The organism is Rhodococcus sp. NKCM2511, assembly GCF_014905595.1.
GTDB classification, from domain to species: domain Bacteria; phylum Actinomycetota; class Actinomycetes; order Mycobacteriales; family Mycobacteriaceae; genus Rhodococcoides; species Rhodococcoides fascians.
The window spans coordinates 3,364,576-3,385,825 of the sequence record NZ_BNHJ02000001.1; the positions used below are offsets into that span (position 1 = coordinate 3,364,576).

Below are 21,250 nucleotides of genomic sequence, written 5' to 3' on the forward strand. Positions count from 1 at the left end.
CAGTTCAGTCAATAGGTGCATGCTGTGTGTCGGCAGTCACAGTTGTCCACTTGTCCAGTTTCGACTGGGTCTGCCGACATTCAACCGCAGACCGACCGACGTCCATCGCCGCCCAGCACCAACGAGCAGCTTCGCGGCTCACCACTCACCGAAGCGGTGTGGGCGAGATCCACTGTCCTGCTGACCACCTGAAAGAGAGCACAGTTCTATGACAACGTTCGATCATGACGTGGTGATTGTCGGTGGCGGTTTCGCCGGAGTCACCGCTGCACGAGAATTGACCCAACGCGGTGCCTCGGTTTTGCTGCTGGAGGCACGTGATCGGCTCGGAGGCCGAACATGGACGCGCCCCAGTGAATTGGGGAAAGATCTCGAGATCGGCGGGACATGGGTGCACTGGACCCAGCCGCACATTTGGGCCGAAATCGCTCGCTACGACCTCCCGCTGGTATCGAGTCCCGTTCCCGAGCGCGGATTGTGGAAGGTCGGTGACGACATCCGTACCGGCCCTGCCGAACGTATCTTCGAGCTCCTCGACGCAGGCATGTCTCAGACGGTCGACCGAGCAGCCGAGCTCCTACCGCACCCTTTCAAGTTCACCCCCGTCAGCGACGAACTCATAGCCCTCGACCATATTTCGATCGCAGACAAAATCGCAGAGCTAGACCTCGATGAGGAACAGTGGGCGTTGGTCGAAGGAATGTGGGGACTGAACTTCAGCGGCTATCCCACCAACGGCGCCTACACCCAGGCTCTACGATGGGCCGCCCTGACCGCCGGCAACTGGATGCTGCTCTTCGAGGCATGCGCCACCTACAAACTCGAACACGGGACCAAGTCGCTGCTCGATGCGATCGCATCCCAATCCACCGCAGACGTAAAACTGAACTCATGCGTCACCCGCATCGACCACGCCGGCGACGGGGTGGTGGCCACACTGACCGACGGTTCCACCATCACCGCCAGAGAAGCCATCGTCACCCTTCCCCTCAATGTCCTCGGCACCATCGATTTCGGGCCGGAACTGCCACACGCCATTGCCTCCATCGCCACAGAGGGGCAAGCCTCCACCGGCGTGAAGGTATGGGCACGAATCGAAGGCGACATCGGACGAGTGGCTGCACTGGGGCCCACGAGCTGCGCGCTGAACTTCTTCCAGTACGAGTACACCGTCGACGGTGACAGTCTGATCGTGGCCTTCGGTGCCGACAACACGCGAATCGACGTCACCGATCGCGCGGAGGTCCAGGATGCACTGCGACAGTGGATCCCCGAGATCGAGGTCCTCGCCGTCGACGGACACGACTGGGTTGCAGACCCACTGTCGGGTCAAACCTGGCCGATGCTGCGGCCCAACCAGCTCGACGGTGTCCAAGCTGCAGCAGCCACTGCGCTCGGACACGTTCACCTGGCCGGCAGCGATTACGCCGAAGGCTGGGCAGGCTTCATCGACGGTGCCATCGAAAGCGCCATGAAGGTCAGTAACCGCGTATTGCACGCACTTTCATAACCCCACCCATCCCTTTTCGAGAAAGAGACTCACCATGACGTACTGCGCCGAACTGGTCACTTACACCATCACCACCGACGAAGCAGATTTCATCGCACGCCGTACCGCCGCCATCACCGAGGTCAAAGCCGCCCACGCTGCGCTGATGTCTGTGCCGCTTGTCGGAAAGCGCTCCGACGGAACGTATCTCGACGTTTGGATCTACGAAACCCTCGACGCTGCGAACGCCGCGAACGCCGATGCCGAAAATCTTCCGGCCTTCACCGACTTCTTCTCCGTCTTGTCCGGCGTCGGCATCGAGGTCACCGAGTTCCCGAAGGATGCTGTCAGTCCACTCGCCTGACCGAACCTCATTGTCTGGACCTGCTCGTAGTTTGCCGACAATGGTGGGGGTGCGTCAGCTCGGAAGTACGGTGACAGGATGACCACTGCCGATCTGTCTGCCTTGGCCGACGCCACGGCTGCTGCTGTGGGCGGCGCGGTATCGGTGATGGACCCGGCCGGCTATGTCGTGGCCTACTCGTCGCTGCCCGGACAACCGATCGACGACGTGCGGCGTGACGGGATTCTCGGCAAGCAGGTTCCGGCCGAGTACATGGCACACCACACCGACGAGGACTTCCGACGCAGTTCCACAGTGCGGGTCGTCGCCGTAGCGGGGGTGTTGCCTCGCCTGGCAGTGCCGGTCACTAGTGGCGACGAGTATCTCGGTTCGATCTGGTGCATAGTTCCCTCCGTGGCGGTGTCGCCGCCAGAGTCGGCAACGCGGGCGGCATTGCAACGGGCAGCAGCGGAAGCAGTGCCGTTGCTCAGTCGGCGGCCGCAGGCTGACGTCGTCGAAAAGCCCAGGGCACGTGAATTACTGACCGATCCGGTCGCTGTCACACCAGAGGGTCAGCTCTACACGGTGCTGGCGACCCGGTTGCAGTCCGACCGGCCGGAAGCCGCCGCGTCGCGACTGCGGGGGATGCTCGAGCTGACGTTCGGGCAGCAGCAAGACTCGGGCGCTGTAGTGCTCGACGGCGCTGTGTTCCTGGTAGTGCAGTCCGAACTTTTTGCGGTGGGCGAATTCGAGCCTGTTCGACGTCGGGCCATGTCGGCCCTCGGTATTCCGGTGACGTTCGCGATCGGTGGACCGGAGGAGCGCCCGGTGACTGCCCGAGTGCATGCGCAGTGGGCGCTTGACGCCTGCCAAGATAGTTCTCCGACAGTCGTATTCGATGACATCAGAGTCGACGCCACACTGCGTAGGGCAGGGGCAGCTCTGTCGGGGCTACCGTTGGCGTTGCCTGCCGTCGAGCGGATGCTTTCTTGCGATGCCTCGGAAGGTACCGAGTACGCCGCGACGGTGCTGGCGTTGTTGGCACACGAGTCCAATGTCGCCGCCGCAGCAGCATCGCTGTACCTGCACCCCAATACCTTTCGCTACCGACTTCGGCGTACCAAGGAGTTGTTCGGTCTCGATCTCGACGACGTGGACACCCGTTTACTGGTGTGGATGTCGCTGCGGCTCACGACCGGGCGGTGAGGACCTTCCCTGGGTTGAGCAGGTAATGCGGGTCGAGCAGCTCCTTGATGCCGCGCTGCAGTTCCGCTGCAACAGAATCGAGTTCGGTCTCGAGAAGATCGCGTTTGAGCAGGCCGACGCCGTGCTCACCGGTAATGGTCCCGCCCAGCGAGAGGGCGAATGCCGCAGTCTCGTCGAACGCGCGGTGTGCCTTGACCAACGATGACGGGTCCATCGGGTCGACGATGACCGTCGGATGGATGTTGCCGTCCCCTGCATGGCCGACGACGCCGATGACGATGCCGATGCGCTCGGCGATGCGTCCAACCTCGTCGATCATTGCGGCGAGCTGCGAAATAGGAACGGACACATCGTCGACCAACGGTGAGCCGAGACGCTCGAGTGCCGGGTACGCCAGACGACGGGCCTGTACGAGCTGTTCCGATTCGACCTCATCCTCGGCAACGGCCACATCGGTTGCCCCGGCTGCGGTGCACAGTGCGGCGATGGCTTCGAGCTCCTGCACAGAGCCCGCGCCGATATCGGACTGAGCGATCAGCACGGCCGCGGCGTCGGTGCCGAAGTCCATCCGGGCGTACGCGTCGATCGCGGCGATGGTGGTGCGGTCCAGCAACTCGAACAGGCTCGGAGTGATACCGGCGGCCCGGATCTGCGTCACCGCTTCACCGGCCGCGACAGTCGACGGGAAGGTCGCGGCCATGGTCAGCGGAGTGGCAGCCGGAAAGTCGAGACCTACGGTTGCCTCGGTGATGATTCCGAGTGTGCCTTCGGATCCGACGAACAGTTCGGCCAGGGAAAGCCCGGCCACGCCTTTGACAGTGCGTCGACCGACGAACGTGGCGCGCCCGTCGGCGAGTACGACGCGCAGACCACGGACGAACCGTGCTGTGACGCCGTATTTCACGCAGCACAGACCGCCGGCGTTGGTGGCGATGTTGCCGCCGATGGTCGACGCCTCCCAGCTGGACGGGTCGGGGAGGTACGTCAATCCCTGCTGCAGGGCAGCATCTTTCAGCTCTTTGTTCGTGACACCGGGTTGCACGACGGCGGTGCGGTTGACGACGTCCAACTCGACGATCTTGTTCATCCGCCGGGTGTTGAGGGCAATGGCTCCGACGCTGGCGTTCGCGGCTCCCGCCAGGCCGGTCAATGCACCCTGCGGCACCACGGGAATGCGATGTGCCGATGCGATTTTCATGATCGCCTGTACGTCCGATTCGGTGCTCGGTAGCACTGCCGCCAGGGGTAGGGCGGATTCGCACAGAGCGGCGGCGTCGTGCCGGAAGCTCTGCAGGATGTCCGGGTCGGTCACCACCGCGTCGGCACCGAGGGCGCGCATCAGTTCGTCGATGACCGGCGAATGGAGAACGAGGGTGGTCGGAGCAGTCATGGATTCGAGTATGTCGGGCGGCGCTGTCGATGTCTGCGTCGTTTCGGACGAAGCACGAGGTCTCGATCGGTAGTTTCCGACGAAGTGTGGGCAGGGCCTTGTTATGCACGCGACCACCTTGACAAACTACGGTGGCGCCGGTCACAGTAATTACCGACCGAATGGACGGTGAGTTTTATCCGGTTCGTCGGTTACCTGAATCCGCCGCTGTTCATACCCCACGTCACTCCGAACTGTCGCTCGCTCTCACGAGCGCCGGAGCCCGAACGAAACGAGATCGTCGATGACAACACAGGTCGAGACGCCCACCGGGGTGTCGCGTGAGCATCGCCGCGCTGCGATGGCCAGCATGGTCGGAACCACCGTCGAGTGGTACGACTTCTTCATCTACGCGCAGGCCGCGTCGTTGATCTTCGCTCAGCTGTTCTTCGCGCCCATGGGCTCGTCCGGACAGCTGGTCGCCTACGTGACCATCGGTATCAGCTTCGTGTTCCGTCCTCTCGGGGCCATCGTCGCGGGGTACTTCGGCGACAAGATCGGTCGCAAGAAGGTCCTCATCGCGACCCTCACCCTCATGGGCGCGGCCACCGTCGGAATGGGACTGCTGCCCACCTACGCGACCATCGGCATCTGGGCTCCGATCATCCTGATCGTGTTGCGCATCCTGCAGGGATTCTCGACCGGCGGCGAATGGGGCGGCGCGGCATTGATGGCCGTCGAGCACGCGCCGAAGGGCAAGCGTGGAATCTACGGTGCGGCAACCCAGATGGGCGTTCCTCTCGGCATGCTCATTGCGGTGGGAACGTTGGCACTGTGCACCGGTTTGCTCAGCGAAGAGCAGTTCGAGGCCTGGGGCTGGCGTATCCCGTTCCTCATCAGCTTCGTGCTGATCCTCGTCGGCTTCTACATCCGACGCCGCGTCGAAGAGACTCCGGTGTTCAAGGAGCTCGCAGAACGCAAGGAGCGCAACCACACTCCCGTTCGTGCACTGTGGCGTACCAACAAGAAGCAGGTCATGCTGGCCGCGCTGTCGTTCGTCGGCAACAACGGCAACGGTTACATCATCGTCGGTGGCTTCATCGTCGCGTACTCGACGAGGGAGCACGGGCTCGCCCGTGTGGACGTGTTGGTGGCCAGTCTGTTCGCGGCTCTCGTGTGGGGTGTGTTCACCCTGCTCGGTGCGTATCTGTCCGACCGCTACTCCCGGACCGCCATCATGAACCTGGGCAACGCATCGATGGTGTTGTGCGCCATCCCGTTCTTCCTGCTCGTCGATACCGGTGAGCTGCAGTGGATCTACGTGGCCCTCGGTCTCTTCGCCGTCGGACTCGGCCTCGCCTACGGACCACAGCCGGCGCTGTACGCCGAGATGTTTCCGGCTGCAGTCCGATTCAGTGGAGCATCCATCGGCTACGCCATCGGCACCGTGCTCGGTGGAGCCTTCGTCCCCACGATCTCCGAGGCACTGTTCAAGGGAACCGGTACCTCGATGTCGATCTCGATCTACCTGATGATCCTGGCGGCGATCTCGTTCATCGCGACCTCGCGCATCAAGAACCGTAGGGACGAGGATCTGAACGTCTGACCCAACGACGACGACAGCCCCGAAACGATAGTGGTTTCGGGGCTTTCGTATGGACACGAGACCGACTCACCACTCTCTCGATCGACCCATGCGAATCAGTCATGCTCGCTCGTTCCCACCCTGGCGCCGTCGTACCCCGGCCAGCAGGTCGCCGGCGGCGCGGAACTGCAACCTCCGTACCTGCCCGGCCTCGACGGTGAAGTCGAAGGCAACCTTCATCTCGCCGAGGTGAATCCATGCAGCGCCCGGGCGATCCTCGATAAAAACGGGGAACGCGGCCGCGGCAGCACCGTTGAAGAAGGCGGCCACTTCATCGCGGCCTTGCAGTCGGTTGGGCGTGCCGAGCGCGGTCGCGGCCGCGTCGGCGGAGACCACCACGTCGGGAGAGAGCAGTTCCAGCAACCGTGCGAAGTCACCCTCGCGTGCTGCGGCCATGAACGCATCCACGATCTCCCAGTCTGCGAGCACGTCTCTTGGTGTGGCGGGGCGCACCTTGTTGCGGGCGCGAGAGGCCAGCTTGCGCGCTGCGACCGGGGTCGTGTCCAGCATGGAGGCAATGAGGTCGAACTCGACACCGAAACTGTCGTGCAGCACAAAGGCCACCCGCTCCGCAGGTGTCAACCGCTCGAGCACCACCTGCAGCGCTATGCCGACGGCATCGGCGAGGACGACGTCGTCGGCCGGATCGGGTGCCGTCCCCTCGACCTCGATGCTGTCCGCGGGCACCGGCGTGTGCGCCCGCAGCCGGTCCAGGCACAGCCGTGAAGTCACCGTGGTGAGCCATCCCGCCAAGTTGTCGATGGATTCCTCGGTGGCGTGCAGCCGCAGCCACGCCTGCTGTACGACGTCCTGGGCCGCGTCCGGGTCGCCCAGGATTCGTGCGGCGATGCGCTGCAGTCGCGGGCGTTCGGCCTCGAAGCCGTCACGAAGTTGATGGTCGCTCACCATGGTGGTCACACTTTCCTCGTCGGGTGCGTCATCACTGTGACGCATCCGGACCGGCCGGTGTGACCAGAGGAAGAGGAACACTTCATGAAGACCATGACTTGCCAGGATCTCGGAGGTCCTTGCGACCTCGCACACCGCGCTGAGAGTGCCGACGAGATCATCAAGGCGCAGGACCGACATCTGAAGGACCAGGTGCACGCCGGCGACGCCTCCCACGTGCCGGCCCGCGACGACATGAAGGGCCGCTGGCGCCACCCGAAGAAGTCCTTGGACTGGTACAACAACGTGAAGAAGGGGTTCGCTGACCGGCAGGCAGACGACGTTCGGTAGGGCCTAGCGCTGGCGCGCCGTTCGACCGTCTCAGCTCCATGGCGGTGAGCACTCTCCAGGAGGTCAACGAACCTGTGGCGCAGCTTCTTTTCCCCATTGCTCGAGTGCGGCGATTGCTTCGCGCAAGGCGCGGCCTCTCTCGGTCAGGGCGTAGGCCCGAGTGTTGTGCCGGAGGGGGAGACGGGTCAACACTCCGGCAGCTTCGAGTTCGCGTAGTCGGGTAGCGAGCATGTTCGTCGGTACTCCCAGGTCGCGCTGCAGATCGCCGTACCGTTGCGGTTCCTCGAGCAGTCGCTCGACGATGAGAAGTGCCCACCGTGCGCCGACGATGTCGAGGGCAGCGGCGAGGTCGCTCATTCGGCCGTATCGGTGTCCGCCTTCATCCAGAACGGTGAGTAGTGGTAGCCGTCGAGGTCGTCGAACTGACGTTGATACATGAAGGCGTAGTCATCGATGTCTCCGATGCGTCCACCGGCAGCGCCGGCCCGCTCGGTGAGCTCGTCGACCGCCTCGCGGCTACCGAGGTCGAACGAGACCGTGACCTTCGATGGGGTGTCGGGTCCGCCGATCAGCTCCTCGGTGCCGCCCACGCTCGCATACATCTCGCGGCTTCCGAGCATGACGTACTGCCCCGGTGTGATGGCGAAGCACGACACGTTGTGGTCGGACATCTCGGGGTTGAGCGTCCAGCCGAGGGCTGTGTAAAAGGCGGTTGCGCGCTCGACGTTCTCGACGGGACAGGTGATGAACAGGCTCATGCCCTCATGCTTGCAAAATGCAAGTGCGGCGTCAAGGGCTGAACTCGCCGACCGTTCCAGCACTTCACCGAGCTGTCCCCTGGGTGATCAGTGATGCAGTGTCAGTGGCGAATCGTCAATACAGCTTTTCCGCCGGGCAATTCGCGTCGTGTCATCAGTTCGATGACATGAGTGAGTTCCGACCAATCGACGCAGTACCCGGGTGTCGGATCGAGACGGCCGTCGGCGGCCAATCTCACGAGCAATTCGAGGTCCTCGTGTTCGGGGTACTCGACTGCATACGACATGTAGTTGGTGATCGTCGCGCCCTCGTGACCCATGAACGAGAAGACATCGAGCTCGGCCTTGGTGCAAGAACTGTTGCCGATCATGACCAGCGTGCCACGGGGTGCCAGCACGGACAGTGCCGCTTCGAGTACTGTGCCGCCAACGGATTCGATGATCAGATCGAAGGGACCTGATGCATCCGACGGGGTAGTAGTGACCTCGGTTGCTCCGAGTTCGATCAGTTCGCTGGCTTCGTTCTCGCCGGCTGTCGTGGTCGCTGTGACCGACGCACCTGCGGCACTTGCCAATTGGATCTGAAATCGACCCACGCCGCCGTTGGCGCCGGTCATCAGGACCTTGCGTCCCAGGAGGTCGCCACCCATACGCACAGTGCGTAGCGCGGTCAGCCCCGCCATCGGTAGAGCGGCAGCGATGTTGGTGCCCAACGTATCCGGGAGGACTGCCATTCGGTCGGTGCGCACGGCCGCGAGTTCGGACCATCCGGCTCCGTCGACCATTCCGACGATCGGTGTGCCTGCTTGGGGTCCGCTCCCGTTTGCGGCCGCCTCGATCACGACGCCACTGATGTCCTGGCCGGGTCGCCAGCCGTGGTCCCTCGCGGCCATGAGGGACAGTTCCCCGCGGTTGACTGAGAACGAATGGATCTGCACCAGAGCCTCATCGGCGGCCGGCTTCGGATCTTCGGCTTCGACGCGTTGGACGGGGGTATCAGAGTCAGGGGTATTGATCGTCGTGTACATCGGCGTATCCGATCTCGTCGTGTGGTCACACCGAAAGGGTGTGAATCTGTACGACGACGAGTCAACGCCGATCCGTCGGTGTGAACCAGAAGCAATTCGTGCACTCAGCGTTCACGAAAAACAATCGGAGGTCAGATGCGGGCGCACGCTTCGGCCAGGGCGTCGACGAGTGTGGTCCGTTCTCGTACCGCCAGCCACATCTGCACGGCCATGCCAGGATCGGTCACGGGCCGGAAGGTGACGCGTTCGGTCGACAGCGCTTGTGCTGAGCCCTCGTACATAGCTGTCCACGATGGTGGTCCCGAGCCGAGTTCGAGCACTGTCGCTTGTAGATCTCGGAATGGAATTCCCGTGGCCGGCTCGAACCCGGCGTCCGCACAAGCACGGAGCACGGTGGCGGCGAAGGCGGGGTTCTGCTCGGACGGAATCAGACGCAGCGGAAGGTCCGCCAGATCAGATAGCGTGAGATCGGGTTTGGAAGCCAGTGGGTGGCGGGTGGGAATCGCAACGACGATCCGGTCGAACCACGCCGGAATCATCTCCAGATCGTGATCGTTCCTGGGCAGGCGAACAAGTGCGGCGTCGAGTGCTCCCGAACGAACAGCGTCGAGTTGCTCCCACACCTGCCCGATTTCCAGTGTGACGAGCAGATCGGGAAACTGAGTTCCAAGGTGGTCCAGCACCAAATCGACGCGAGTGCCCGAGCCTCCAGCTATTCCCAGTCGCAGGTGTGGTGGCCCGTCCGGCTCATCGGAGCGAGATTGCACAGTCGCCGCGGCGTGTGCCACCGCGTCGAGCACTGCATGAGCCTCTGGGACCAGCCTGCACCCGGCGGGGGTGAGTGTCACCTGACGTTTGGACCTGTCGAACAGCGGCTGACCCAGCTCGTGTTCGAGCCTTCGTATCTGTTGACTGACCACGGCCTGGACCACGTGCAGTCGCTCCGCCGAACGGGCGAAATGCAGTTCTTCGGCGACCACTAGAAAGTACCTGAGCTGCTTGATCTCCATGTCGAAAGCGCCCCCTGCTCGGACCCCGCGTTCATAGAACCTACCGATCAGTATCCAGTGTGAACCGCTCGTCCGCCGGATGGAGAGACATCACTACCAATGCTCAGCTGTGCGCATGCAACGGCCTACCCGACAGCGCCATCATTGCCTCACCGAGTGCTTCGTTCTGCGTGGGGTGGGCGTGCACGAAGCTGCCGACCTCGGACGGCAACGCTTCCCATGCCACCGCGAGTTGCGCCTCACCTATCAATTCGCCCACGCGGTCACCGACGAGATGGACACCCACAACAGGGCCGTCCTCGCGTGCGCGAATCACCTTGACTCCGCCCGCGGTGGCGAGGATGCGGCTCTTGCCGTTGCCGCCGAGGTCGTAGACCACCGAGGTCACGGTGCCGTACTTCTGCTCCGCGGCCTTCTCTGTGAGACCGACCGACGCGACCTCCGGATGCGAATAGGTCACGCGCGGAACGAGATCGCCGTCGATACGTGCCGGCGCGAGTCCGGCAATGTGTTCGGCGACGAACATGCCGTGCTGGAATCCGCGGTGAGCCAACTGATAGCCCGCCACGATGTCGCCGACGGCATAGACGCCGTCCGCGGTGGTGAGCAGATTGTCGTCGACAGAGACGAAGCCGCGTTCGGTGGCGATGCCTTGCTCGGCCAGCCCGAGGCCATCGGTGCGGGGGCCGCGTCCGACGGAGACGAGCACGAGATCCGCCGAGAGGGTGTCGCCGGAGGACAGCGCCACCGCGACGTCGTCGGACGACTCGGTGACTGTCTCGACTTTGGTGCCGGTACGAATGTCGATGCCGCGCTTGCGCAGAGCCTTGGCGAGATGCTTCGAGGACCATTCGTCCTCACCCGGAACGATGCGATCGAGGGCCTCGACGACGGTGACCTTGGCACCGAAAGAGGCCCAGATGCTGGCGAATTCGATACCGATGACTCCGCCGCCCAGTACGACGACGGACTCCGGTACTCGGTCGAGCGCCAAGGCACCGTCGCTGGTGAGCACGCGAGGTCCCACTTCGATACCGGGGATGGTGCGCGAATACGACCCGGTGGCGAGAACCAGTGAAGCCCCGGTGATGCGTCGACCCTCCACCTCAACGGTGCGAGGACCGACCACCTGACCACGGCCCGAGACGATCTCGATGTTCGGACGCTTCAACAAGCCCTTGAGTCCGGAGTACAGGCCGGCGACCACGCTGCGCTGGTACTCCAGTGCCGCAGGCATATCTACACCCGTCAACGATGCCGTGACGCCGACATGCGCCGCACCGCGGACCGCATCGGCAACCTCCGCCGTGTGCAGCAGAGCCTTGGTGGGGATGCACCCGCGATGGAGGCAAGTGCCGCCGAGCTTGTCCTCCTCGATCAGTGCGACCGTCAGGCCGAGTTGCTCAGCCCTCAGGGCGCAGGAGTACCCGCCGGATCCGCCACCGAGGATGAGAACATCGACGTCACTCATCGGACGGATCCCAATGCCACGACGGGGTTTTCGACGAAATCGGCCACGGTGCGCAAGAAACCGCCGGCCACTCCGCCGTCGCACACGCGGTGATCGAACGCCAATGACAGCTGCGCAACCTTGCGGACGGCCAATTGGCCGTCGACCACCCACGGGCGGTCGATGATGCGTCCGATGCCCAGGATCGCGGCTTCGGGATGGTTGATGATCGCGGCCGAGCCGTCGACCCCGAACACTCCGTAGTTGTTGAGGGTGAACGTTCCGCCGCTCAGTCGAGCTGCGGGCAGGGAGCCGGTTCGCGCGAGCTCGGTCAGCTCGGCCAACCGCTCGGAGAGCTCCTTCAGATCGGCTTTGTCGGCCTGCGGCACAACAGGAACCATGAGTCCGCGATCGGTCTGCGCGGCAATGCCGAGTCCGACGTTCTCGTAGCGCAGAATCTCGCCCGCCGCAGTATCGACCGTGCTGTTGAGCTCGGGGAACTTGGACAGCGCGATCATCGTCAGCTTTGCCAGCACCGCTAGCAGCGTCACCTTCACGCCGTCGATGGAGGCGTCGAGGTCACGTCGGGCTTGCAGCAGAGCCGTCGCGTCGACGTCGACCCATACGGTCGCCTCGGGGATCTCCGCACGACTGCGAGAGAGTTTGTCTGCGATGGCCTTACGGATCCCGGTGATCGGGATCCGAGTGACGCCCTCCGACGAGGAAGCAACGGGCGAACCGGCCAAGGCTCGCTCGACGTCCGCGCGGGTGATGACGCCGTGGCCGCCGGCTGTATCGATAGACGCCAGATCCAGCCCACCCTGCAGTGCCATGCTCCGAACGATGGGGGAGAGCACCTTCGGTGCATGTGAGTGGAAATTCGTAGTCTGGGTCGAGTTTCCACTCACGTGCGAAGCTCTTTTTCGCCGGCCGGTGGGGCCGTGGCCGGTTCCGTAGCCGATCAGCACATTTCCTGAGCCGGCGCGTTCTTCTTCGCGGTATCGCTCGTGGGCTGCAGGCGTATCGGCGACGGCACCGCCGGTGATGCTGATGAGCGGCGCGCCGACGGCGAGTGAGGTGCCCTCGGCCGCATGCAGTTCGTCGACAACGCCCTCGAAGGGGCAGGGCACCTCGACGGACGCTTTTGCCGTCTCTACTTCGACGACGACCTGATCGATGGTGACGGTATCGCCGGGCTTGACCTTCCACTCGACGATCTCGGCCTCGGTCAGTCCTTCACCGAGGTCGGGGAGCAGGAATACCTGCATGCTCATACCGTGACCGCCTTGCTGAGGTCGGGCGCGTCGTTCCACTGCAGTCGGTCCATCGCGTCGAGCACGCGGTCGGCGGACGGCAGGTGGAAGTGCTCGAGTTTCGGTGCCGGGTAGGGAATGTCGAGTCCGGTCACTCGTAGTACCGGAGCGTGCAGGTGATGGAAGCAGCGCTCGGATACTCGTGAGGCGATTTCCGCGGCTACGCCGGAAAAGCCCTGTGCTTCCTGAATCACGATGCAGCGTCCGGTCTTCCGTACCGATGCGGCAACGGTCTCGTCGTCGAACGGATTGAGCGACCGCAGATCGATCACCTCGACGCTCCGGCCGTCCTCGGACGCGAACTCTGCTGCCTGCATGGCAACCGAGACGGTGGGGCCGTACGCGAGCAGAGTGACGTCGGTACCGGCACGACGCACGACGGCGGTGCCGATCGGCTCGGTCTTCGCCAGCTCGATGTCGTCCTTGGAGAAGTACAGCCGCTTCGGTTCGAGGAAGATCACCGGATCGGGATCTACGATGGCGTCACGCATCAGCGAGTACGCGTCGGCGACGGTGGACGGGGAGACGACTTTCAGGCCCGGGGTGTGCGCGTAGTAGGCCTCGGACGAGTCGCAGTGATGTTCGACGCCGCCGATGCCGCCCGCGAATGGAATGCGGATGACCATCGGCGCGGTGAGTGATCCGCGAGTTCTGTTGCGCAGCTTTGCAACATGGGACACGATCTGCTCGAAAGCCGGGTAGGCAAAGGCGTCGAACTGCATCTCGACGACGGGCTTGTAGCCCGACATCGCCATGCCGATCGCGAATCCGACGATGCCGGACTCCGCGAGCGGGGTGTCGAAGCAACGATCGTCACCGAAGTCTCGGGTCAGTCCGTCGGTGACGCGAAAGACGCCGCCGAGCGTGCCGACATCCTCGCCGAAGACAACGACCTTCTCGTCCTCGGTCAACGCGTCGCGCAGGGCGGCGTTGAGGGCTCCGGCCATGGTCATCGTGGTCATGACAGTTCTCCTGCTGCGATCTCGGCGGCGACCTGATTTCGCTGTTCGATCAGGCCGGGGGTGGGGGAGGAGTAGACGAACCGGAACAGATCCTCGGGGTCGACGTCCTGCTCGACGTTCATGCCCGCGCGAAGTGCCGCGGCATCGGCGTCGGCGGATACCGTCATCTGTTCGCGCAGCTCGTCGGTGAGCAGACCCTGGGCTTCGAGGTAGGAATCGAGGCGCGAGAGCGGATCTCGGGCCAACCACCCTTGCACCTCGTCTGCCTTGCGGTAGCGAGTGGCGTCGTCGGCGTTCGTGTGTGCGTCCATGCGGTAGGTGTGCGCCTCGACGACCACCGGTCCCTTGCCTGCTCGGACGTACTTCACGGCCTCGTCCATCACGGCCATCATCGCGATCGGGTCGTTGCCGTCGACCTGCTCGCTGCCGATGCCGTAGCCGACGCCCTTGTGCGACAACGACGGAGCTGCAGTCTGACGCGCGAGTGGAACGCTGATGGCGAATCCGTTGTTCTGCACCAGGAAAATCACCGGTGCGCGGAACACCGCGGCAAAGTTGAGGGCCTCGTGGAAGTCGCCTTCACTGGTCGCGCCGTCACCGCAGAACGCGAGGGCGATGGTGTCTCGTCCCTGCTTGGCCTCGGCGTAGGCGAAACCGGTCGCGTGCAGCAATTGTGTTGCCAGAGGTGTGCATTGGGGAGCGACCTTGTAGGCGGTGGGATCGTATCCGCAGTGCCAGTAACCGGCGAGCATGCCGAGCAGCTCCACCTGGTCGACGCCTCGCGCCGCGAGAGCCATCGAGTCACGGTACGTCGGGAACATCCAGTCCTGCTCACCCAGGCACAGGGCTGCGGCGATCTGGCAGGCCTCCTGGCCGCGGGAGGACGGGTAGACCGCAAGCCGACCCTGTTTGGTCAATGCTGTTGCCTGCTGGTCGAATCGGCGACCGTGCACCATCGAGCGGTACATCTCGAGCAGGCGCTCGTTCGACGGGTGTGCGTAGCGGGCGGCACTGTCCACGCCCGTCCCATCGGGTGCGAGGTACTGCACGGGACGGTCGGCAGGCATGAACTGTTGGTAGGACGTTGCCGGAACCTTCTCGACGGTCGTCATGGGGCATTCTCCTGAGATCGGCTTGTACGGTGATTCTGGCCGAATCGGTGAGGAAGAAGTCCTATGGTCGTAGGATTGCAGACATATTGCCGACATTTCAGGTACGAACTGACTATCTGTCGGATCGGCGTAGCGAACCACCAGGTAGGAGCGGACGAATGGACGACGTCTCGAGACGTGTGGAATTGGACGACACGGATCGTCGCATCCTCGCCGAGCTGACTGCCGACGGGCGGGTCTCGATGCGGGTGCTGGCCGATCGATTGAATCTCTCTCGGGCACATACCTATACACGGGTGGACAGGCTCAAGGATGCGGGTGTCATCGAACGGTTCACCGTGCAGGTGGATCACGGGGCGTCCGGGCTAGGGACCTCGGCGTTCATCGCGTTGTCGATCCGTCAGGATTCGTGGCGCAGTGTGTCCGAGGGGTTGCGGTCGATGGAATTCGTCGACCACTTCAGTTTGCTCGGAGGGGATTTCGACGTGCTGGTACTCATCAGGACTCCCGACAACGAGAGCCTGCGGCAAGTCGTGCTGGAGGGCCTGCAATCGCTCGACGGCGTCCGGGCGACGCGCACGTGGTTGATCTTCGACGAGGACCGAGGTGGTCTGGGACGAACTGCGCCGCCCACCGAACGCTGACAGTGGGCGGCGTCGTTCGGGGTACGGGTCAGAAGTTGCCGCGAGCGTCCTGCTCACGTTCGATGGCCTCGAACAGTGCCTTGAAGTTGCCGATGCCGAAGCCGAGCGAGCCGTGGCGTTCGATCATCTCGAAGAACACCGTCGGGCGATCGACCAGCGGCTTGGTGAAGATCTGCAGTAGGTACCCGTCCTCGTCTCGGTCGACGAGAATTCCGCGCTTCTGCAACTCTTCGATCGGCACTCGGACCTTACCGATACGGGCTCGCAGTGCGGGATCCTCGTAGTACGAATCAGGAGTGGCGAGAAATTCGACGCCCGCCGCGCGGAGCGCATCGACCGAAGACAGGATGTCGTTGGTCGCCAGCGCCAGATGCTGTGCGCCCGGGCCGCGGTAGAAATCCAGGTACTCGTCGATCTGTGAGCGCTTCTTCGCGATGGCCGGCTCGTTCAGCGGGAACTTCACTCGGTGGTTGCCGTTGGAGACGACCTTGCTCATCAAGGCCGAGTAATCGGTGGCGATGTCGGCCCCGACGAACTCGGCCATGTTCGTGAAGCCCATGACGCGGTGGTAGAAGTCGACCCACTCGTCCATCTTGCCGAGCTCGACATTGCCGACCACGTGATCGAGAGCCTGGAAGATGCGCTTGGGAGCGCCCTCCGGTCGCTGCAACGTCGACGTGCGTGGCACATAACCGGGGAGGTAGGTGCCGGTGTAGCGGGATCGGTCGACGAGCGTGTGTCGGGTGTCGCCGTAGGTCGCGATGGCCGCGGTGCGGACCGTGCCGTGCTCGTCGGACATGTCGGTCGGTTCTTGTAGTACGCGCGCGCCCTGGGCTCGCGCATGTTCGATGCACCGGTCCACGTCCGGCACGGCCAGCGCGATGTCGACGACGCCGTCGCCGTGGCGCGTGTGGTGTGCGACCAGTTCGCTGTCGGGGTCGACGGCTCCCTTGATGACGAAGCGCACTGCGCCCGACTTGAGTACGTAGGCGTGGTGGTCGCGTTGGCCGGTCGTCGGGCCCGAGTACGCAACGAGCTCCATGCCGAACGCGGACTGGAAGAAGTGCGCGGTCTGCGTCGCATTCCCGACCACCCACACGATGGCGTCCCAGCCACTGACGGGAAAGGGATCTCGCTTGTCGTCGTACTCCACGAGTCCGACGAGCTGCCGCAGCTGATCGGCGTCGAGATCGGCGAGCTTCTCGTCGTCGTTGAGGATGTTGTCGAGGCTCATGAAAGCTCCTGGTTGGTCCGAGTGAGGCACACTGTTCCGCCCAGCCCAACATCGCGGTGCAGAGGAGTCAATCGACGCCTGAATAGCTGTCCGTGCTGTGCAGATAGGGCAGTTTGTTCCGCACTTTGCTATACGATTCGTATAGCAAAGTGGAGGTGCGTCATGGAATCGACGTTGGACGAATTGGACCGGGCGATGCTCGCTGCGCTGCACGACAATTCGCGGATCGGCGTGCTCGAGCTGTCGCGAACGCTCGGTGTTGCACGTGCGACTGTGTCGGCCCGCCTGCAGCGATTGGAGGACAGCGGTGTCATCACCGGCTATCAGCCTCGAATCGGTTTGGCAGCAGCCGGTTACGGCGTGCAGGCGTTCGTCACATTGGAGATTGCCCAGGGTGCACTCGGTGACGTCGTCGCCGTCCTGGAGCAGATACCCGGAGTGTTGGAGGCATTCGCGACAACCGGCGTCGGCGATGTGTTGTGCCGGGTCGCCGCGGCGTCTCATGACGATCTGCAGCGTACGTTGATCGCGCTCAATCAATCTCGCACGATCGCGCGGTCGACCAGTGTTGTCGTACTCTCGCAATTGGTCGAGTTCCGGGCACTGCCGTTGCTCAACAGCGCCGAGTCCGATCGAACCCCCAGAGCCCCCGCATACCGACGGGCGCACGAGTGACGGGCCTCAGGCCGGAACGATCCGGCCACGGACGTCGCCGAACCCGATACGACACCCGTTCGGCCCCGGAGCGCTGGCGGCGATGACGACCTCGTCGCCGTCTTCGAGGAAGGTCCGGGTCTCCGCGCCGAGTGACACGGGTTCCTTACCACCCCAGGTGAGTTCGATGAAGGCACCGCGCTGATTCTTCTCGGGTCCCGAGATGGTGCCCGAGGCGAACAGATCACCGGTTCGGGACGTGGCACCGTTGCTGGTCTCGTGCGCCAGCATCTGGGCAGGCGACCAGTACATCGAACTGTACGGCGGACGGGATACGACGTGACCGTTCCACGCGACCGTCAGGTCGATGTCCAAAGCCCAAGAACGAGATTCGCGGAGATGTTCGAGCGGCTCGGGATCCTGCACCGGTGTCGAGGTTCGTGCCTGCTCCAGAGCGAGCAGGGGCACCACCCAGGGCGAGATGGACGTCGCGAAACTCTTGCCGAGGTTCGGCCCCAGCGGTACGTACTCCCAGGCTTGGATGTCGCGAGCCGACCAGTCGTTGACGATGACGACACCGAACACGTGCTCGGAGAACTGATCCGGCGAGATGGGGCCATCCGCCGGAACGCCGATGACGAATCCCATCTCGGCTTCGATGTCCAGTCGCCGACTCGGGCCGAAGGTGGGCGAGTGCTCGTCGGGTGCCTTACGTTGACCACGAGGCCGGGTGATGTCGGTGCCGGACACGACCACCGTTCCGGCCCGTCCGTGATACGCGACGGGCAGGTGCTTCCAATTCGGTAGTAGCGGTTCGGCATCGGGACGAAAGAGTCGGCCGAGATTGGACGCGTGGTGCTCGGACGCGTAGAAGTCCACGTAGTCCGCAACTTCGAACGGCAGGTGCATCGTGACGTCGGAAACCGAGACGATCGCTTCCGCGGGGGTCGTGCCACTGACGATCATGGCGGTGACGGACTCGCGGACCTCGACCCACCGACTGCGGCCGCGCGCCATGAAAGCATTGAGGCTGGGGGAGGCGAAAACCGAATCGTTCAGAGCGGCAGAAAGATCGATCACATTGTCGCCGTACCGGACTCCGACTCGAGCGTCCGAACCAGGAGTACTGAAAATGCCGTAAGGCAGGTTGTCGATTCCGAACTCGGAGTCGGCGGGGATGTCGATGTGCGTCATGAACGGCGCGCTCCTTGGTTCACTGAGGTGGGACGAGTCCGAGGCGGACCAGGTCGTCCAGGGGTTCGCGGATGCTGCAGGTGCCGAAAGATGCGAAGGCGCGTTGACCCTCGATCCCGGCGACGAGACCGGCGAGGACGTCGGCGTCCCGGATCGCCAGGATCTTCTCGAGCTCACCGACGCGTGCGCCGCTGTGTGCGGCCTGCGCGGCGAGGATCACGTTGAGGAAACCGTGTTGCTCGAAACCGTTGTGGGGATCGGTGTTACGGGCGGCATGGTGCAGACCCGCGGTGGCTTTGAAGTGGACCTCGCGTTGTGCCGCCTCGTAGATGGACGCGGCAAGCTCCCGCTCGTCCGGGTACTCGTCGGCCGTGACGCCGCCGGTCCTGAATTTGGCTCGATACCCGAACTCGTCGACTGCGTCGAAGATGTCGTCTCGTCGGGAGTCTCGGGGGATTTCGACGTAGATGTCGATGTCCTGAGTGATGTTGCGCAAGGCGTCGATGTTCGTGCCCTCGGGTACGGCCACTTCGACGGCAACGACCGTGACCCCGGCGGTGCGGTCGGCGGCGCGTAGGCCTGCCTCCACGCTGCCCGGGCCTGCAGGTGCGGTCAACGCGACCTCCATCCGAGCGGCCAGGACGAGCTCGTTCACCCGGTCCATCGGAACGACCAACGGTCCGACGAGGTCTGCGAAAGAACTCGCCCGGTACTCGAGATGTTGTGCTGCAGCAACATCGAGTGGTGTATTACCGGGAGGAAAGACAGCGGCGTCGTCGCACAGGCGATGGAAGAACTTCGGGATCATCGGTTCGGCCCCCGGCCTGCCCACGTCCATGCGTACCCGGTGTCCTCGACCGCGAGCGCTCCTTCACCGAGTTCGAGGGGGCGGAAGGTATCGACCATGACGGCCAGTTCGTCGAAGAACTCGGCACCGATACTGCGTTCGTATGCACCGGGTTGCGGACCGTGAGCATGACCGCCCGGATGCACCGAGATCGATCCCTGGCCGATTCCGGAACCCTTGCGGGCCTCGTAGTCGCCGCCGACGTAAAACATGATCTCGTCGGAGTCGACGTTGGAGTGGTAGTACGGCACCGGAATTGCCAGCGGGTGGTAGTCGACCTTGCGCGGAACGAAATTACAGATCACGAAGTTGGCCCCCTCGAATGCCTGATGCGCAGGCGGCGGTTGATGCACACGGCCGGTGATCGGTTCGTAGTCGGAGATGTTGAACGTATACGGGTACAGGCAGCCGTCCCAACCGACCACGTCGAACGGGTGCTGCGGATACACGTATCGGGTTCCGATGATTCCCGTCGAACCACGATGTTTGACAAGCACTTCCACGTCGCTGCCGTCGGCGAGTAGAGGCTCGGTGGGGCCGTGCAGATCGCGTTCGCAGTAGGGAGCGTTCTCGAGCAACTGGCCGTACTTCGACAGGAACCGCTTCGGTGGCGCGATGTGACTGTTGGCCTCGATGGCGTAGGCGCGCAGGGTGCCGTCGGGAATCCAACGGTGCGTCGTCGCGCGCGGAATGAGGACGTAGTCACCCTGCTGCGCCTGGAGAGTACCGAACACCGTTTCGACGGTGGCAGAACCGGATTCGACGTAGACCATCTCGTCACCGATCGAATTGCGATACAGCGGTGAAGTTTTCGATGCGACGACGTAGGACAGTCTGACGTCGGCGTTGCCGAGAACGAGGCGTCGGCCGGTGACGACGTCGGTGTCCGCCACCGTGGATTCGGGAAATAGCTCGTGCAACTTCAGGTGCCGCGGCACGAGCGGATGGTTGGGCGTCGTCGATTGATCGGGCAGGTCCCACACCGTGGCATCGACGATGGCCGACGGTATGTGGCGGTGGTACAGCAGAGACGAGTCCGAGGAGAAGCCCTCTTCGCCCATCAGCTCCTCGTAATAGAGGTTGCCGTCGGGACTTCGGTGCTGGGTGTGCCGCTTCGGCGGAACCGATCCGAGCTGCCGGTAGTAGGCCACGTGCTCTCTCCTGAGTTTTGTCACCGCTTGTAGTAAAGACATTAACTACTTTCACGTGATCTACGCAACCTTCAGTTGCGCCCCCGTACGTCGAACTGGCTGCGGTTGGTGATCAGTTTGGTCAACAGCATCACCAGGATTCGCTGTTCGGGTTCGGTGAGCGCGCTGGCCCATGCGTTCTCCCGTTCGTTCTGTTCGGCGAACGCCTCGACCATCTCGTCGTGCCCCAGTGCGGTCAGGGCGAGGCGCACCGAACGTCCGTCCTTCTCGTCGGGCGTGCTGGCGAGCAGGCCGCCGGAGATGAGTGTCTTGGACAGGTTCGACACGGCGGCGCGGCTCATGCCGGTCAATTCGGCTGCTCGTCGTGGCTCGATCGGGCCGGCCAGCCACGTGACGAACATCAGCCGAAACGATGACCACGACCAGCCTCGCGGGCGATGAACCGTCGACTCGAGGTCGTACGTGACGATGTTCGACGCTCGGTTCAGTGTCAGCAGAACCTCGGTGGCCAGCTGATGCTCGAACCCGTACTCCCGGGCCAGTGTGGTGTTGGCGGTGTCGATGAACGACCAGAAATCGGGCTCGGGTGCGTCGGTCACGGA

Annotated in this window: 22 protein-coding genes; 7 read left to right on the top strand and 15 right to left on the bottom strand. The window is 63.5% G+C overall.

The features are described 5' to 3' along the window. Window positions 1–208: 208 nt before the first annotated feature. The 3 genes from JLZ96_RS15705 (at window position 209) to JLZ96_RS15715 (ending at window position 3,038) form a co-directional block, all read left to right on the top strand. Window positions 209–1,510 (top strand): NAD(P)/FAD-dependent oxidoreductase, encoded by a 1,302-nt coding sequence (locus tag JLZ96_RS15705; RefSeq protein ID WP_201010533.1) that lies wholly within the window; start codon window positions 209–211, stop codon window positions 1,508–1,510. Between the two features lie 34 nt (window positions 1,511–1,544). Then, entirely contained in the window at window positions 1,545–1,853 is a 309-nt protein-coding gene (locus JLZ96_RS15710; protein ID WP_201010534.1) for a hypothetical protein, read from the top strand. 78 nt (window positions 1,854–1,931) lie between these two features. Continuing rightward, window positions 1,932–3,038, top strand: a complete 1,107-nt coding sequence (locus JLZ96_RS15715; protein ID WP_201010535.1) for a CdaR family transcriptional regulator — start codon at window positions 1,932–1,934, stop codon at window positions 3,036–3,038. Here the strand turns inward: JLZ96_RS15715 and JLZ96_RS15720 are convergent. Next, window positions 3,022–4,428, bottom strand: coding sequence for an FAD-binding oxidoreductase (locus JLZ96_RS15720; RefSeq protein ID WP_201010536.1), 1,407 nt, complete (start codon window positions 4,426–4,428; stop codon window positions 3,022–3,024). The two genes, JLZ96_RS15715 and JLZ96_RS15720, sit on opposite strands and share 17 nt — an antisense overlap. Before the next feature lie 283 nt (window positions 4,429–4,711). Between JLZ96_RS15720 and JLZ96_RS15725 the strand changes: the two genes are divergently transcribed. Further along, entirely contained in the window at window positions 4,712–6,013 is a 1,302-nt protein-coding gene (locus JLZ96_RS15725) for an MFS transporter (RefSeq protein ID WP_027494645.1), read from the top strand. A 99-nt stretch (window positions 6,014–6,112) separates the two neighbouring features. Here JLZ96_RS15725 and JLZ96_RS15730 read toward each other — a convergent pair whose 3' ends face one another. After that, the gene (locus JLZ96_RS15730) at window positions 6,113–6,961 is read right to left on the bottom strand and encodes a sigma-70 family RNA polymerase sigma factor (RefSeq protein WP_032384253.1); all 849 of its coding nucleotides are present in this window, start codon (window positions 6,959–6,961) and stop codon (window positions 6,113–6,115) included. 84 nt (window positions 6,962–7,045) lie between these two features. Here JLZ96_RS15730 and JLZ96_RS15735 point away from each other — a divergent pair, with 84 nt between their 5' ends. Beyond that, on the top strand, window positions 7,046–7,291 hold the full coding sequence (locus JLZ96_RS15735; RefSeq protein WP_032384165.1) for a DUF1059 domain-containing protein: 246 nt from the start codon (window positions 7,046–7,048) through the stop codon (window positions 7,289–7,291). Window positions 7,292–7,354: 63 nt separating this feature from the next. Here JLZ96_RS15735 and JLZ96_RS15740 read toward each other — a convergent pair whose 3' ends face one another. From JLZ96_RS15740 to pdhA, 8 genes are all read right to left on the bottom strand, one after another. Next, window positions 7,355–7,648 (bottom strand): helix-turn-helix domain-containing protein, encoded by a 294-nt coding sequence (locus JLZ96_RS15740; protein WP_032384164.1) that lies wholly within the window; start codon window positions 7,646–7,648, stop codon window positions 7,355–7,357. Then, complete coding sequence (locus tag JLZ96_RS15745) at window positions 7,645–8,049, bottom strand: VOC family protein (RefSeq protein ID WP_032384163.1); 405 nt, start codon at window positions 8,047–8,049, stop codon at window positions 7,645–7,647. Before JLZ96_RS15745 ends, JLZ96_RS15740 begins: the two co-directional genes overlap by 4 nt. Before the next feature lie 101 nt (window positions 8,050–8,150). Beyond that, window positions 8,151–8,942, bottom strand: a complete 792-nt coding sequence (locus tag JLZ96_RS15750; RefSeq protein ID WP_162247510.1) for a zinc-binding dehydrogenase — start codon at window positions 8,940–8,942, stop codon at window positions 8,151–8,153. 266 nt (window positions 8,943–9,208) lie between these two features. Further along, the gene (locus tag JLZ96_RS15755; protein ID WP_032385920.1) at window positions 9,209–10,087 is read right to left on the bottom strand and encodes a LysR family transcriptional regulator; all 879 of its coding nucleotides are present in this window, start codon (window positions 10,085–10,087) and stop codon (window positions 9,209–9,211) included. Window positions 10,088–10,190: 103 nt separating this feature from the next. Further along, a complete protein-coding gene (gene lpdA / locus JLZ96_RS15760) occupies window positions 10,191–11,558 on the bottom strand; it encodes a dihydrolipoyl dehydrogenase (protein WP_201010537.1) in 1,368 nt (455 codons plus the stop codon). Further along, window positions 11,555–12,811 (bottom strand): dihydrolipoamide acetyltransferase family protein, encoded by a 1,257-nt coding sequence (locus JLZ96_RS15765; protein ID WP_201010538.1) that lies wholly within the window; start codon window positions 12,809–12,811, stop codon window positions 11,555–11,557. The genes lpdA and JLZ96_RS15765 overlap by 4 nt, the downstream gene beginning before the upstream one ends. Then, window positions 12,808–13,812 (bottom strand): alpha-ketoacid dehydrogenase subunit beta, encoded by a 1,005-nt coding sequence (locus tag JLZ96_RS15770; protein WP_201010539.1) that lies wholly within the window; start codon window positions 13,810–13,812, stop codon window positions 12,808–12,810. The genes JLZ96_RS15765 and JLZ96_RS15770 overlap by 4 nt, the downstream gene beginning before the upstream one ends. Beyond that, window positions 13,809–14,924 (bottom strand): pyruvate dehydrogenase (acetyl-transferring) E1 component subunit alpha, encoded by a 1,116-nt coding sequence (gene pdhA / locus JLZ96_RS15775; protein ID WP_027494637.1) that lies wholly within the window; start codon window positions 14,922–14,924, stop codon window positions 13,809–13,811. The genes JLZ96_RS15770 and pdhA overlap by 4 nt, the downstream gene beginning before the upstream one ends. Before the next feature lie 158 nt (window positions 14,925–15,082). Between pdhA and JLZ96_RS15780 the strand changes: the two genes are divergently transcribed. Beyond that, window positions 15,083–15,568, top strand: a complete 486-nt coding sequence (locus tag JLZ96_RS15780; RefSeq protein ID WP_032368670.1) for an Lrp/AsnC family transcriptional regulator — start codon at window positions 15,083–15,085, stop codon at window positions 15,566–15,568. Between the two features lie 28 nt (window positions 15,569–15,596). On the opposite strand, the gene hppD is transcribed toward JLZ96_RS15780, so the two are convergent. Next, complete coding sequence (hppD, locus tag JLZ96_RS15785) at window positions 15,597–16,802, bottom strand: 4-hydroxyphenylpyruvate dioxygenase (protein ID WP_048316976.1); 1,206 nt, start codon at window positions 16,800–16,802, stop codon at window positions 15,597–15,599. 162 nt (window positions 16,803–16,964) lie between these two features. On the opposite strand from hppD, the gene JLZ96_RS15790 reads away from it, so the two are divergent. Continuing rightward, a complete protein-coding gene (locus JLZ96_RS15790) occupies window positions 16,965–17,477 on the top strand; it encodes an Lrp/AsnC family transcriptional regulator (RefSeq protein ID WP_027494634.1) in 513 nt (170 codons plus the stop codon). Window positions 17,478–17,483: 6 nt separating this feature from the next. On the opposite strand, the gene fahA is transcribed toward JLZ96_RS15790, so the two are convergent. The 4 genes from fahA to JLZ96_RS15810 all read right to left on the bottom strand — a co-directional run bounded on the left by fahA (window position 17,484) and on the right by JLZ96_RS15810 (window position 21,247). Further along, window positions 17,484–18,650, bottom strand: coding sequence for a fumarylacetoacetase (fahA, locus tag JLZ96_RS15795; RefSeq protein WP_201010540.1), 1,167 nt, complete (start codon window positions 18,648–18,650; stop codon window positions 17,484–17,486). 19 nt (window positions 18,651–18,669) lie between these two features. After that, window positions 18,670–19,488, bottom strand: coding sequence for a hypothetical protein (locus JLZ96_RS15800; protein ID WP_236254014.1), 819 nt, complete (start codon window positions 19,486–19,488; stop codon window positions 18,670–18,672). After that, window positions 19,455–20,648 (bottom strand): homogentisate 1,2-dioxygenase, encoded by a 1,194-nt coding sequence (locus JLZ96_RS15805; protein WP_201010541.1) that lies wholly within the window; start codon window positions 20,646–20,648, stop codon window positions 19,455–19,457. The genes JLZ96_RS15800 and JLZ96_RS15805 overlap by 34 nt, the downstream gene beginning before the upstream one ends. A 71-nt stretch (window positions 20,649–20,719) precedes the next feature. Further along, window positions 20,720–21,247 carry a MarR family winged helix-turn-helix transcriptional regulator gene (locus tag JLZ96_RS15810; RefSeq protein ID WP_032384151.1) on the bottom strand — a complete coding sequence of 176 codons (528 nt, stop codon included), beginning with the start codon at window positions 21,245–21,247 and terminating at the stop codon, window positions 20,720–20,722. Between the last annotated feature and the right edge of the window lie 3 nt (window positions 21,248–21,250).

Excerpts from the sequence above, each read along its gene's own strand:
- JLZ96_RS15705 (WP_201010533.1), top strand. The coding sequence starts at position 209 with ATGACAACGTTCGATCATGACGTGGTGATTGTCGGTGGCGGTTTCGCC.
- JLZ96_RS15710 (WP_201010534.1), top strand. The coding sequence starts at position 1,545 with ATGACGTACTGCGCCGAACTGGTCACTTACACCATCACCACCGACGAA.
- JLZ96_RS15715 (WP_201010535.1), top strand. The coding sequence starts at position 1,932 with ATGACCACTGCCGATCTGTCTGCCTTGGCCGACGCCACGGCTGCTGCT.
- JLZ96_RS15720 (WP_201010536.1), bottom strand. The coding sequence starts at position 4,428 with ATGACTGCTCCGACCACCCTCGTTCTCCATTCGCCGGTCATCGACGAA.
- JLZ96_RS15725 (WP_027494645.1), top strand. The coding sequence starts at position 4,712 with ATGACAACACAGGTCGAGACGCCCACCGGGGTGTCGCGTGAGCATCGC.
- JLZ96_RS15730 (WP_032384253.1), bottom strand. The coding sequence starts at position 6,961 with ATGGTGAGCGACCATCAACTTCGTGACGGCTTCGAGGCCGAACGCCCG.
- JLZ96_RS15735 (WP_032384165.1), top strand. The coding sequence starts at position 7,046 with ATGAAGACCATGACTTGCCAGGATCTCGGAGGTCCTTGCGACCTCGCA.
- JLZ96_RS15740 (WP_032384164.1), bottom strand. The coding sequence starts at position 7,648 with ATGAGCGACCTCGCCGCTGCCCTCGACATCGTCGGCGCACGGTGGGCA.
- JLZ96_RS15745 (WP_032384163.1), bottom strand. The coding sequence starts at position 8,049 with ATGAGCCTGTTCATCACCTGTCCCGTCGAGAACGTCGAGCGCGCAACC.
- JLZ96_RS15750 (WP_162247510.1), bottom strand. The coding sequence starts at position 8,942 with ATGGCCGCGAGGGACCACGGCTGGCGACCCGGCCAGGACATCAGTGGC.
- JLZ96_RS15755 (WP_032385920.1), bottom strand. The coding sequence starts at position 10,087 with ATGGAGATCAAGCAGCTCAGGTACTTTCTAGTGGTCGCCGAAGAACTG.
- lpdA (WP_201010537.1), bottom strand. The coding sequence starts at position 11,558 with ATGAGTGACGTCGATGTTCTCATCCTCGGTGGCGGATCCGGCGGGTAC.
- JLZ96_RS15765 (WP_201010538.1), bottom strand. The coding sequence starts at position 12,811 with ATGAGCATGCAGGTATTCCTGCTCCCCGACCTCGGTGAAGGACTGACC.
- JLZ96_RS15770 (WP_201010539.1), bottom strand. The coding sequence starts at position 13,812 with ATGACCACGATGACCATGGCCGGAGCCCTCAACGCCGCCCTGCGCGAC.
- pdhA (WP_027494637.1), bottom strand. The coding sequence starts at position 14,924 with ATGACGACCGTCGAGAAGGTTCCGGCAACGTCCTACCAACAGTTCATG.
- JLZ96_RS15780 (WP_032368670.1), top strand. The coding sequence starts at position 15,083 with ATGGACGACGTCTCGAGACGTGTGGAATTGGACGACACGGATCGTCGC.
- hppD (WP_048316976.1), bottom strand. The coding sequence starts at position 16,802 with ATGAGCCTCGACAACATCCTCAACGACGACGAGAAGCTCGCCGATCTC.
- JLZ96_RS15790 (WP_027494634.1), top strand. The coding sequence starts at position 16,965 with ATGGAATCGACGTTGGACGAATTGGACCGGGCGATGCTCGCTGCGCTG.
- fahA (WP_201010540.1), bottom strand. The coding sequence starts at position 18,650 with ATGACGCACATCGACATCCCCGCCGACTCCGAGTTCGGAATCGACAAC.
- JLZ96_RS15800 (WP_236254014.1), bottom strand. The coding sequence starts at position 19,488 with ATGGACGTGGGCAGGCCGGGGGCCGAACCGATGATCCCGAAGTTCTTC.